The organism is Nocardioides sp. P86 (genome assembly GCF_023712465.1).
GTDB lineage: Bacteria > Actinomycetota > Actinomycetes > Propionibacteriales > Nocardioidaceae > Nocardioides > Nocardioides kribbensis.
In genome coordinates, this window is record NZ_JAMAYE010000002.1 from 752,854 (window position 1) to 765,475 (window position 12,622).

Sequence of the window (12,622 nt, forward strand, 5' to 3'; positions counted from 1 at the left end):
GGAAGCCTCGGGCCCGTCGCGGCGTTCTCCCGACATGGCAGCGCCCGGGACCCTCCTCGACGCGGTGGTCGTGGGCGCCGGCCAGGCCGGCCTGTCGGCCTCCCACCACCTGCGCCGGCTCGGTCTGCGCCACGTCGTCCTCGACGCCGAGACCGCGCCCGGCGGTGCCTGGCAGCACCGTTGGGACACCCTGACCATGCGCGACGTGCACGGCGTGGCCGACCTGCCCGACTCCCCCGCGCCGCGGCCCGGCGAGGAGCGGGCCAACCTGGTCGTGCCCGCGTGGTTCGCCGCCTACGAGCGTGAGCAGGCCCTGCCCGTGGTGCGGCCGGTGCGGGTCGAGCGCGTCGAGCCGGCCGACCCCGACGACCCCGGCGGCCCGCTGCGGGTCGTGGCCGGCGACCGCACCTGGACCACCCGCACCCTGGTCAACGCGACCGGCACGTGGAGCCGACCGTTCGTGCCCGCCTACCCCGGCGCGCGGACCTTCCGCGGGCTGCAGCTGCACACCCACGACTACCGCGGGCCCGAGGCGCTGCGCGGGAGGCGCACCGTCGTGGTCGGCGGCGGGGCCTCCGCTGTGCAGCTGCTCGGCGAGCTCGCCCCGGTCACCGACACCCTCTGGGTCACCCGCCGCCCCCCGGTCTGGCGCACCGACGACCTCACCCCGGAGGCCGGCCGCGCCGCGGTCGCCCTGGTCGAGGAGCGCGTACGCCGCGGGCTGCCGCCCGCCAGCGTGGTGAGCGTGACCGGGCTGGCCCTGCGGCCCCAGGAGCAGGCGGCGGCCGCGCTCGGCGCCTACGAGCGACGGCCGGTGTTCCGCAGCATCGAGCCCGACGGGCTCCGCTGGGCCGACGGGTCCTTCGAGCCGGCCCAGGCCCTCCTGTGGGCCACCGGCTTCCGCGCCGAGCTGTCCCACCTCGCACCCCTGGGTCTGCGTGGCTCCGGCGGCGGCATCGCCGTCGACGGCACCACCGTCGTGACCGATCCGCGGGTGCAGCTGGTCGGCTACGGGCCCTCGGCCAGCACCATCGGCGCCAACCGCGCCGGGCGGTCCGCCGCGCTCGCCGTGCTGCGTCTGCTGCAGGGCCGGGAGGCCGGGGCCGCGCTCACCGCGACGGGCTGAGCAGCGCCTCCAGCTCCTCGCGGCCGGGCAGGTCGGCGGGCTCGACCACGCTGCCGGTGCGCACGAGGTAGAACGCGGCTCGCACCTGCTCGGGCGCCACGCCGTGGAGCTCGGCCCAGGCCAGGCGGTAGAGCGCCAGCTGCAACGGGTCGGTGGCCTCGGCGCGACCGGTCTTCCAGTCGACCAGCAGCCAGCCCCCGTCGGGCTCGGCGTAGACGGCGTCGATGCGCCCGCGCACGACCTGACCGGCCAGCACCAGGGCGAAGGGGGCCTCCACCTGGTGGGGCACCCGGGTGGCGAAGGGACCGGACTCGAAGGTCGCGACCAGCGCCTCGAGGTCGGCGTCGTCGTCGATGCCGGCGTCGGCGCGCCCGGGCAGGTCGCCGTAGTCGAAGAGGTCCTGCTGGCCGAAGCGCGCCTCGACCCAGGCGTGGAAGCGGGTGCCGAAGCGGGCCGCGGCCGAGGGCGGGCGCGGCATCGGACGGGCCAGGTCGCGGGCGAAGGCCTCGGGGTCCTCGCGCAGCCGGGAGACCGCCGTGGCCGACAGGCTCGAGGGCAGCGGGACCGCGACGTGCTCGGAGCGGTCGCGCCGGGCCTCGGCGAGCAGCCGGTCGAGCTCGGCGTCCCACTCCGCGACCCGGGCCGCCTCGATCATGTCGAGGCCGAGGTCGGGCGCGCCCACCACGGCCGTGCGCACCCGCTCGGCCGCCTCCCGGCGCAGGGCTGCCTCGCGGCCCACGGCCGTGCTCGGCCACGGGCGCGACGGGTCGACCGCGTCGTAGGGGTTGGGGTCGCCCTTCACCGGCTTCTCCCGCCACGGCCGCGGCGGCTCTCCCCAGGCCTCGACCCTCTCGGCGACCACCCGCTGGTAGGCTGAGGGTCCGAAGGGGGTCGTGCGAGAGGTCCAGCAGTAGCTGGTGACCGACAGCACGTGCGCGGCGCGGGTGAAGGCGACGTAGCCCAGGCGCAGCTCCTCCTCGGCGTCGTGGGCGCGCGTGTCGGCGCGGTAGGCGTCGAGGGCCGCCTTGTCGTGGCCGGCGAGCTGCGGCAGGTCCGGAGCGTCGCCGCGCAGCGGGGCGGGCAGCACGCTGGGCGAGGAGGTCCACAGGGTGCGCGAGCGGTTGGAGGGGAAGCGGGTCTCGCAGACCCCGACGAGGAAGACCGCGTGCCACTCCAGACCCTTGGAGCGGTGCACCGTGAGCAGCTTGACCGAGTCGGCCAGGGTCGGCGTGGCGACGTCGAGGCCGTTGCCCTGATCGTCCTCGGCGGTGAGGTAGGCCAGCAGCGCCGGGAGGCCCACGTCGCCGTCGACGGCCTGGAAGTCGGCCACGGCGCGCACGAAGAGGTCGAGGTTGTCGCGCCGCGAGAGCGCGGCCGGGTCGACGGCGGAGGCGAGCTCCACGTCGACGCCCGTGAGGTCGACGATGCGGCGCACGACGTCGAGCAGGGGCTCGCCGACGTGCGAGCGCAGCAGGCGCAGCTCCGCGCCGAGCAGCGCGAAGCGCTCGCGGGCCTCCTCGGAGAACGGCAGGTCGCCGGGGTCGGCCAGGGCGTCGTCGAGGCAGGCCACCTCGGCGGGGTCGATGCCGTCGGCGATGTCGAGCAGGTGGTCGGTCACCGAGCCGGCCTCGGCGCCCCGCCCGCCCCGGCCGGCGATCTCGTCGGCCCGCTGGCCCAGCAGGCGCAGGTCGCGCGCACCGATCGCCCACCGCGGCCCGGTGAGCAGCGTGAGCAGCGCGGCGTTGGCGGTCACGTCGTGGAGCAGGTGCAGCACCGCGACCACCTCGGCCACCTCGGGCAGCCGCAGCAGGCCGGAGAGACCGACGATCTCGACGGGCACCCCGGCCCCCGACAGGGCGTCGAAGACCTCGGCGGCGTGGGCGTTGTCGCGGGTGAGCACGCCGATGTCGCTCCAGGTCGTGCCGCGCTCGCCGCCGTGGACCGCCTGCACGTCCTCCACGAGGCGGGCCAGCTCGTCGGCGTGGGTCTCGAGCACCTCGGCGCCCACGACGCCCGGCTCCGCGCCGGGCTTGGCCTGGAGCGGCTCCACCTGGTCGTAGCGCTCGTAGAGGGGGGCCGCCAGCGCGTTGGCGACCTCGAGGATGCGCGCGTCGGAGCGCCGGTTGACCGTCAGTGGCAGCACCGGCACCGCGCCCCCGCGTGCCGCGGGGAAGGTGTCGGCGAAGTTGAGGATGTTGGAGACCGACGCGCCGCGCCAGCCGTAGATCGCCTGGTTGGGGTCGCCCACCGCGGTGACGGCGTGCCCTCGGCCGCGGGCCTCGTCGGGCCCGGAGAAGAGCCGGGAGAGCATGGTCGCCTGCGCGACCGAGGTGTCCTGGTACTCGTCGAGCAGCACGACCCGGAAGGCCGCGCGCTGCGCGAGGCCCACGTCGGGCTGCTCGCTGGCCAGCCGCGCCCCCAGCTCGATCTGGTCGGAGAAGTCCATCAGGCCGAGCTCGGCCTTCAGCCGACGGTAGCCGGCCACGAGCTCGAGCAGCTCGCCGCGACGGTCGATGGCCGAGAGCGCGGCCTCGACGGGCTTGCGGTAGGTCGTGCGGTCCTTGCCGGCGCGCTCCGCGGCGAGGGCGGCCGCGAACCCCGCCCGGGCCTCGGCGTCCACCCGGCGGACGTCGTCGGGGCCGACGAGGTGCTCGCTCATGGCGCTGTCGAGGGCGAGGAGGTTCTGGATCGCGGTGGGCGGGTGGTCGGTGAGCTGGTGGATGTCGCCGGTGGAGCGCTCCACGACGCGGGCACCGAGCTGGTAGCGCGCGGCGTCGGTGATGACGCGGGTGTCGGGCTCGTGGCCGATGCGCAGGCCGTGCTCGGTGAGCAGGTTGGCGGCGTAGGCGTTGTAGGTGAGCACGCTGGGCTCGAGGACCTCCTCGACGGCGTCGTCGTCGCGCGCGCCGCCCCGTGTCATCGGCTCGTCGAGCACGCCCGCGGTGCGCAGCGCGGCCCGGATCCGCTGGCGCAGCTCGCTGGCCGCCTTGGTGGTGAAGGTCAGGCCCAGCACCTGCTCGGGGCGCACCTGCCCGGTGACGACGAGGTAGACCACCCGCGCCGCCATGAGGGTGGTCTTGCCCGACCCGGCGCCGGCGATGACCACGCCGGGGGCCAGCGGGGCCGAGATCGCGGCCCACTGCTGGTCGCTGGGCGCGTAGTCGGTCTGCATCACCCGCTGCAGGTCGGCCGGGGTGTCGATGCGCAGCGGCGCGCGGCCCGTGCCGGGGGTCGGGGGGATCGGCGGGATCGCGCTCACGAGGCGGTCACCGCCCCGGCGCCCTTGATCGGGCAGATCGCCACGAAGTCGCAGTCGCGGCAGTGCTGGCCCACCACGGCGGGGAAGGACTCGCGCCGCAGCATCACCGCGCCGTGGGCGAGCTTGTCGCGCAGGGCCTCGCGGCCCCGGCTGCCGGCGGGCTGGGGGTCCTGCGGCTGGACGACGGCGTGCTCGGTGTCGTCGAGGGCGCCCAGCTGCACCAGCTCGGCACCGCCAGCGACGCCGTGCTCGTCCTCGGGCAGCACCGCGTCGACGGCGCCGCTGTCCACGGCGTACTGGTAGAGGGCGAGCTGCACGTGCTCCTGCACCGAGGAGGTCGAGGGGGCGGTGCGCCCGGTCTTGAGGTCGACCACGACGACGCGCCCGTCGTGGTCGAGCTCGAGACGGTCGGCGTAGCCGTTGAGCAGCACCTGCTCGCCGTCGGGGAGGTCGACCACGGTGGAGAAGCGCGCCTCGGTCTGCAGCAGCCGCCGGGCGTTGGTGTGGTGCCAGCGCAGGAAGCGCGCCAGCGCCACCCTCACCCGGGCGTGCTCGCGCGCCCGCGACCACGGGGTGCGGAACTCCAGGCGGCCCCACACCGCGTCGACGTGGGTCATCAGCAGGTCGACGTCGTCGGGCCCCGCCGCCAGCTCCCCCGTGGCGACGCGCTCGGCCAGGGCGTGGAGCATCTTGCCCAGGTTGGCCGACTGGTGGGAGCGGGCCGCTCCCCCGGCCTCGCGCTCCAGGAACCACCGCATCGGGCAGGTCTGGAGGGCCTCGAGCACGCTCGCCGAGATCGGCACCGGCCGGTCGGGGTCACGCACCGGCTGCACCGAGCGGGTGGCGGCGCGGGTGCCCCACCAGCTCGCCGGGTCGGCGTGCGGGGCGAGCGGCCGGGTGCCGGCGCTCTCCCCCGCGAGCCGCGCCAGCCGTCGCGCGGCGGCGTCGCGCAGCGCGGGCGTGGTCGCGGGGTCGGCGACGGTGCGTCGCAGCTCGCTCACCAGGCCGTCCATCGACAGCGGGCGCTCGGGTCGTCCCACCACGGCCTCGACGCTGACGCCGAGCTCGTCGAGGAAGCGGGAGGGCTGCTCGCCGTCGTCCTCCGGGGAGGCGACGGCGGTGACCACGAGCCGCTGCCGCGCGCGTGTGCAGGCGACGTAGAAGAGGCGACGCTCCTCGGCCAGCAGCTCGCGCGCGGAGACCGGCGGCACGAGCTCGCCCTCGCCGATGCGGTCGGCCTGCAGCAGGGTGGTGCGCCGCCGCAGGTCGGGCCAGGCGTCCTGCTGCACGTGGGCGACCACGACCAGGCGCCACTCCAGCCCCTTGGAGCGGTGGGCCGTCAGCAGCCGCACGGCGGCGCCCCGGGTGCCCTGCTCGGCGAGGGTGTCGGCCGGGATCTCCTGGGCCACCAGGGTGGCGAGGAAGGAGCGGACGCCGCGGTGGTCGCGCTGCTCCTCGGCGCGCGCGGCGACGTCGAAGAGGGCGCAGACCGAGTCGAGGTCGCGGTGGGCGCGACGGGCCGGGGCCCCGCCCTGCTCGACCGCGCGTCGCAGCCGGGCCGGCCAGCCGGTGCCCGACCACAGGCCCCACAGCAGCTCCTCGGCGCTCAAGCCGGCCGCGAGGTCGTCGCGGGCGGAGGCGAGCAGCGCGTGCAGGGCCCGGGCCCGGGTGACCTCGCCCCCCTCGAGCCCGTCGAGGAACCCCCGCTCGACCAGGGCCAGCCGCACCAGCTCCCGGGAGGGGCGGGGCGCCCGGTCCTCGGTCAGCGCCCGGTGCTTCTCGCGCACCCGCAGCTGACGGCCCAGCCGGCGCACGTCGCCGGCGTCGAGACCGCCCAGCGGTCCCACGAGCAGCGCCTCGACCCGGCCGGGGTCGAGGTGGTCGGGCGCGGTGGGGTCGGCGACCCCGAGGTCGACCACGGCGCGCAGCGCGTCGAGCAGCGGCAGCACCGCGGGGTCGCGCACGAGCGGCACCTCGTCGCTGGCGACCTCCACCGGCACCCCGGCCGCCCCCAGGGCCCGGCGCAGCGGGGGCAGCGAGGTGCGGCCCGAGCGCACGAGCACCGCCATGTCGTCCCACGCCACGCCGTCCTCGAGGTGGGCGCGCCGCAGCAGGTCGGCGAGGTGCTCGGACTCGGCCCGGTCGGTGTCGAAGGTGCGCACGACGACGCGGCCCTCGCCGAGCCGACCGGGCTCGGCCACCGGGTGCAGGAAGGCCTCGCGGGCCTGCTCGTCGATGCTGCCGGGGAGCCCGAGGCGCCCGGCGACGCGCTGGGAGGCGACGAGCAGCCGCGGGCCGAAGCGTCGGGTGGTGCGCAGCGCGACGACCTCGGCCGGGCTGCCGTCGCGGCGCGGGAAGCTGGTCGGGAAGTCGAGGATGCCGCGCACCTCGGCGCCGCGGAAGGCGTAGATCGACTGGTGCGGGTCGCCCACCACGGTGAGGTCGCGACCGTCGCCGGCCAGCGCTCGCAGCAGCGCCACCTGACCGGGGTCGGTGTCCTGGTACTCGTCGACGAAGACGTGGGAGAAGCGGCGCCTCAGCTCCTCGCGGTGGACCTCAGCCTCGAGGGTCGCCCGCCGGATCAGGTCGGAGTAGTCGGTGGCGCCCTGGGTGTCGAGCACCGTGAGGTACTGGTCGAGGAAGAGCCCGGCCGCGGTCAGCTCGGGGGCGCCGTGGACCTGCCCGAGGCGCGCCAGCTCCGCGCCGTCGAGCCCCTTCTCCCGGGCCCGCGACAGCACGGCGTGCACCTCGCGTGCGAAGCCGCGGGTGCCGAGCGCCCGCTGCAGCCCCTCGGGCCAGGCCACGGCCTCGGGGGTCGGGACGAGGAGCTCGCGCAGCACGACGTCCTGCTCGGGGGCGCTCAGCAGACGCAGGGGGGCGTCGTAGAGCTCCGCCGGCGCGTACTGCCGGATCAGCGCGTAGGCGAAGGAGTGGAAGGTCGAGCTCAGGCTCGTCGCCATGGTGCGCCCCAGCCGGGCCGTGACCCGGTCGCGCAGCTGGTCGGCGGCCTTGCGCGAGAAGGTCAGCGCCAGCACCTCGTCGGGCCGCGCCCCGTCGTCGACGCGTCGCACGATCGCCTCGACCAGCGTCGTGGTCTTGCCCGTGCCCGGCCCGGCGAGCACCAGCAGCGGCCCGCCGGCGTGGTCGACCACGCGCTGCTGCTCGGCGTCGAGGCGCGGCACCGGGGCCTCCGCGTGCTCGTGCACGAGGTGGTAGCGCGGGGTGGCCGGACGGTCCGGGCGGGGCGGGCGGGTCACGGGCCCCATCTCAGCACCCGGCGCCGACAGCCGTTCGCGCGCCCGCCCCCGACCCGTCACCACCGGGCCACCGCCAGGGCCCCCGGGGTCGACAGCGTGAGCCGCGCCGACATCCGCACCACCCTCTCGGGAGCACCCAGATGAACGCCTCACCCCGCCCTGCCCTCACCGGCCCCGCCCTCACCGGCCCCGCCCTCACCGGCCCCACCCGCCGCGCCGTCGTGGGCACCGCCCTCGGCGCCGGCGTCGGGCTCGGTGCCACCCTCACCGGCACGCTGGTCCCCGCCGCCTGGCTGCCCGGGGCCGCCGCCGCCCCGGCCCGGCCGCTGAGCCGCGACCCCTTCACCCTCGGCGTCGCCTCCGGCGACCCGCTGCCCGACGGGGTCGTCCTGTGGACCCGGCTGGCCCCCGAGCCGCTGGCCGCCGACGGCCTGGGCGGCATGCCCGCCCGCGAGGTCGCGGTGCGGTGGGAGGTCGCCACCGACGAGCGCTTCCGCCGGGTCGTGCGCCGCGGCGTGGCCCGCACCGGCCCCGACGCCGGCCACAGCGTCCACGTCGAGGTCCAGGGCCTCTCGCCCGCCCGGCCCTACTGGTACCGCTTCGCGGCCGAGCGGTGGGTCTCCCCCACGGGCCTGACCCGCACGGCCCCGGCGTACGACTCCTCGCCGGCCTCGCTCAGCATGGCCTTCGCCTCCTGCTCGCAGTACGAGCACGGCTTCTTCACCGCCTACCGGCGCCTGGCCGAGGAGCAGCCCGAGCTGGTGCTGCACCTCGGTGACTACCTCTACGAGTACACGAAGGACGACTACGTCGTGGCGCCGGGCAACGTGCGCGACCACGAGGGCCCCGAGACCGAGACGCTGGCCGGCTACCGCCAGCGCCACGCGCAGTACAAGACCGACGCCGACCTGCAGGCCGCCCACGCCGCAGCACCCTGGGTCGTGGTGTGGGACGACCACGAGGTCGACAACAACTGGGCCGACGAGGTACCCGAGAAGCCGGCGGTGCCGCAGCCGGGCTTCCTGGCCCGTCGCGCCGCCGCCTTCCAGGCCTACTACGAGAACATGCCGCTGCGCCGCACGTCGGTGCCGCAGGGCATCGACCTCCAGCTCTACCGCCGCGTGCAGTGGGGCGACCTGGCCACCTTCCACATGATGGACACCCGGCAGTACCGCGACGACCAGGCCTGCGGCGACGGCACCGCGGTCGACTGCCAGGAGGCGCTCGACCCCTCGCGCACCCTCTGCGGCGACGCCCAGGAGCGGTGGCTCGTCGAGGGTCTCGCCGCCTCCACCACCACCTGGGACCTGCTGGGCCAGCAGGTCTTCTTCGCCCGCCGCGACTTCACCGCCGGCCCCACGCGGTCGCTGTCGATGGACGGCTGGGACGGCTACGCCCCCGCCCGCCAGCGCCTCGTCGACGCCCTGCCGGCCGACGCCAACACCGTGGTGCTCACCGGCGACGTGCACCGCCACTACGCCAACGACGTGCTCGCCGACTTCGACGACCCCGACTCGGCCGTGCGCGCGGCCGAGCTCGTGTGCTCCTCGGTCACCAGCGGCGGCGACGGCTCCGACACCACCGCCGCGACCGACACCCAGTTGCGCGAGAACCCGCACATCAGGTTCGCCAACAGCCAGCGCGGCTACGTCATGACCGAGATCGGCCGCGACAGCCTGCGCGCCGACTTCAAGGTCCTGCCCTACGTACGCCGCCCCGGCGCCCCGGTGTCGACGCGGCAGTCCTTCGTGGTCGAGGCGGGCCGCCCCGGCCTCCAGCAGGCCTGAGCGCACGCGCCGGGAGCCGGCACCCCGCGTGGGGTGCCGGCTCCCGGTGTCCTGCCTGCGTCGCGGTGCGCGCCCGGGTCAGGGCAGGCGCACCACCACGGTGCGCGAGGCGCTCCGCTCGACCTGCTCGGTGGCCGGGAAGACCGCCCGCAGCACGTGACGACCGCGCCCCAGGCGCACCGTCACCTTCTTGGATCCCTCGTCGGCGCGGGTGATCCGCACGGTGCGCACGACACCCTCGCCGCGCTCGCGCAGCTGCACGGTGCCCACGGCCTCGCCGAAGTTGAAGGACAGCCGCACGGTGGCCGAGGCCTTGACCGTGCCGGCCTTGCGCGCGGTGAGGCGCGTGGTCGACGTCGCCTTGGCCGGCGCGACCTCCTCGCCGGCGGGGGCGGCCCAGAACAGGCCGCGGGCGGCCTGGCTCAGCCCGCCCTTGGGGTGGGTGCGGAAGAACACCGAGGTGCCGAAGACCATGCCCTTGGCGCCGCTGGCGGCCTCACCGGAGATGACCGAGGCCTTGCCGGCCGCCTCGGCCGGACCGCCCACCGGGCTGCCCTCGGCCGTGGGGCGCCAGTGACCCGCGAGCAGCGGGTCGGCGGCGTAGGTCTGCTCGGCCGTCGTGCCCTCGCCGAGGCTGGCGAAGGACAGCGCGGGGTAGATGAACGACGCCTCCTGCGCGTACGGCGCGAGCGCCGAGCCGGCCGGGGTGTCGACCGCGACGATCCCGTTGCCGGAGCGGTTGCCGGCGACCGGGGTGGCCGAGACGAGGCCGAGCAGCGCGGCGGCGTTGTAGCCGGCCGTGCCGCGCCCCACGACGCCGTGGCCCTCGTCGAGCCAGGCCTCCAGCGCGGTCAGGCCGGGCGCCTGGGCCTCGGTGAAGCTCAGCGCCCCGCCGACCCAGAGCACGTCGGCGTCGGCGAGCACGGAGGCGTCGGTGGCCAGGCCGGCCGCGGTGACCGGCACGAGGTCGTCGAAGCCGAGCTCGAGCAGCGAGAGCTTGTCGTCCTGGGTGCCGGTGTAGGCGATGGTGAGGTCGTCGAGCCCCTTGGTGGCCTCGTCGTCGAGGGCGTCGAGGTCGGCGGCGCGGGCGCGGGTGAACCGCACGCCGAGGTCCTCGGCGACGGCGGCGGCGGCGTCACGGTCCTCGGGCCCGACGACGGCGGAGCCGTCCTCGAGCATGGAGACGGTCACGCCCTCCTCCAGCAGCGCGTTGAGCGCCTGGAAGTCGGCGACGCCCGCGACGTCGAGCACGAGGTGCTGGCCCTCGGCCGGCACGGAGCCGGTCGGGGTCGCGTCGGTCACCGGCGTGGTGGCGCCGAGCGGCGCGTCGGTGGTGAGGCCGACCTTGTCGACGGTGGCCCCCCACAGGTAGGAGTAGCTCCAGGCGGAGATGTCGTACATCGACGGCACCTTGTCGGAGATGTCGGAGCCCAGGTCGAGCAGCACGTTGGCCATGCCGCGCAGCGGCTGGTGCATGTCGACGACGTAGGAGCCGGCGGGGTAGGTCGTGCCGTCGACGGTCGTGGCGCGGTCGAGCGTGCCGACCTCCACGCCGTTGAAGAGCAGCTGCTGCACGACACGGGCGGCGTCGCTGCGCGAGCGCTGGGCGGCACCGACGGGGATGACGTAGGCGCGCGGGAGCACGACCGGGTCCTGGTCGTCGACGGAGTCCCACAGCGGCTTCCACTCGTCGGGGCCCTCGACGGCGTCGACGGTCTCGGTGGTCAGCGACTCCTTGGGGGCGCCGGCCGCGCCACGGCGGAACATCTCGATCTGGTTGGCCAGCATCGCGTCGTCGTTGGCCACGACGTAGTCGACCATCGACTCCATCGTCTGCTTGGCCACCGCGGTGTTGATGACGGCGTCCTCGGGCGTCGTCACCGACGCGAAGGGCGTGCCGGGGGTCGAGGTGCGGCCCTTGGGCAGCTCGACGGTGCTGGTGACGGCGCCGTGGAAGGCGGCGTACTGCGCGGTGAAGATCGGCGGGAAGTCGTCCCAGCCGTCGGGGGTGTCGCGGTAGGGGATCTTGATCTTGCCGGTGTTCTCGGTGGTGTCGTCGTCGGTCGCCGGGTCGTAGTAGGTGTTGCCCGGGATCTCGGCGGCGACGACGTCGTCCTCGACCTGGCGCGCGACGGCGTAGCCGTGCGGGATGAAGAGGTCGTACTCGTAGTTCTCGCCGTGCGGCGGGCCGCAGGGCTCGACCTGGAGCACGCCGGTGTAGCCGTGGAAGTCGGCGGCGTAGAGCGCCTGGAGCGCCTGCGCGGTCTTGACGAAGGAGACCGACTCGGGGGTCTTGCTGGTGATCATGTCGCGGTTGGGGTCCAGCGACAGCGCCGTGGCGCGGGTGGCCTTGGTGCGCCCGTCGGGGTTGAGCGAGAGCGAGAAGTAGAGCCGGTGGCCGGCCAGCAGCTCGCCGACCTCCTCCTCGGGGGCGGCGACGAGGTCCTCGATGACCTGCATGGCCGCGTCGGTGCCCTCCCACTCGTTGCCGTGGATGTTGGCGCTGAACCAGATCGGCGTCTTGTAGCCGGCCGCGAGGTCCGCGTCGGCGGCCGCGGCCTCGGGCGAGGTGCGGATCTTCTCGCGCCACGCGGTCTGCTGGGCGGTCTGGGCCTCGGTCTCGGGCGCGGTGAGGGTGACCAGGTAGAGGTCGCGGCCCTCGGTGGAGGTGCCCACCAGCTGGGTCGAGATCCGGTCGCTGGAGGCCATCAGCTCGTTGAGGCGCGGGGCGAGGTCGGAGTAGGAGATGGTGCCGTTGACCGAGGTGGCGTCGGGCACGGTCGGCGCGGGCTCCTCCAGGGTCGGCTGGGCGGGGTACGACGAGGGCATCGTGATCGGCTCGCCGAACGACTCGGCGGCGGCGGCGAGCTTCGCGGCGGCCGCCGTGCTCGGGCGCGCGGCGCTCTGGTCGGGGGTGACGCCCCGGCCGCCGGCGGCGGACGTCAGCGCGGAGGACCCGCTCGGGCCCGAGGGCTCGGCGGTGGCAACGGGGGCGAGGAGCGCGAGGGTCGTCGCAGCGACAGCCATGGTGCTCAGGCTCGCGAGGGTGCGGTGGCGCAAGGGGATTCGCTTCCTGTCGTGGGGGCCTCCGCGACAGGAGGTCGTCGCGGTGGATCGTCAGAATGTCTGACGATCTGCAGCGAACCGTGTCCTGAAACACAACGGTTACCGTCTGTCCGCCATGTGGACGGGC

General features: G+C 75.6%; 5 protein-coding genes. 2 read left to right on the top strand and 3 right to left on the bottom strand.

Going from position 1 to position 12,622, the window contains the following annotated elements; all coding sequences use genetic code 11:
* Positions 1-34 precede the first annotated feature (34 nt).
* The gene (locus M3673_RS11080; RefSeq protein WP_251533694.1) at positions 35-1,126 is read left to right on the top strand and encodes an FAD-dependent oxidoreductase; all 1,092 of its coding nucleotides are present in this window, start codon (positions 35-37) and stop codon (positions 1,124-1,126) included.
* Here M3673_RS11080 and M3673_RS11085 read toward each other — a convergent pair.
* Positions 1,110-4,385 carry an ATP-dependent DNA helicase gene (locus M3673_RS11085; RefSeq protein ID WP_251533696.1) on the bottom strand — a complete coding sequence of 1,092 codons (3,276 nt, stop codon included), beginning with the start codon at positions 4,383-4,385 and terminating at the stop codon, positions 1,110-1,112. The genes M3673_RS11080 and M3673_RS11085 overlap by 17 nt on opposite strands.
* Positions 4,382-7,642, bottom strand: a complete 3,261-nt coding sequence (locus M3673_RS11090; RefSeq protein WP_251533697.1) for an ATP-dependent DNA helicase — start codon at positions 7,640-7,642, stop codon at positions 4,382-4,384. Before M3673_RS11090 ends, M3673_RS11085 begins: the two co-directional genes overlap by 4 nt.
* 140 nt (positions 7,643-7,782) lie before the next feature.
* Here M3673_RS11090 and M3673_RS11095 point away from each other — a divergent pair, with 140 nt between their 5' ends.
* The gene (locus M3673_RS11095) at positions 7,783-9,429 is read left to right on the top strand and encodes an alkaline phosphatase (RefSeq protein WP_251533699.1); all 1,647 of its coding nucleotides are present in this window, start codon (positions 7,783-7,785) and stop codon (positions 9,427-9,429) included.
* A gap of 78 nt (positions 9,430-9,507) precedes the next feature.
* Here M3673_RS11095 and M3673_RS11100 read toward each other — a convergent pair whose 3' ends face one another.
* Positions 9,508-12,456 carry a M14 family zinc carboxypeptidase gene (locus tag M3673_RS11100; protein WP_251533701.1) on the bottom strand — a complete coding sequence of 983 codons (2,949 nt, stop codon included), beginning with the start codon at positions 12,454-12,456 and terminating at the stop codon, positions 9,508-9,510.
* Positions 12,457-12,622 lie beyond the last annotated feature (166 nt).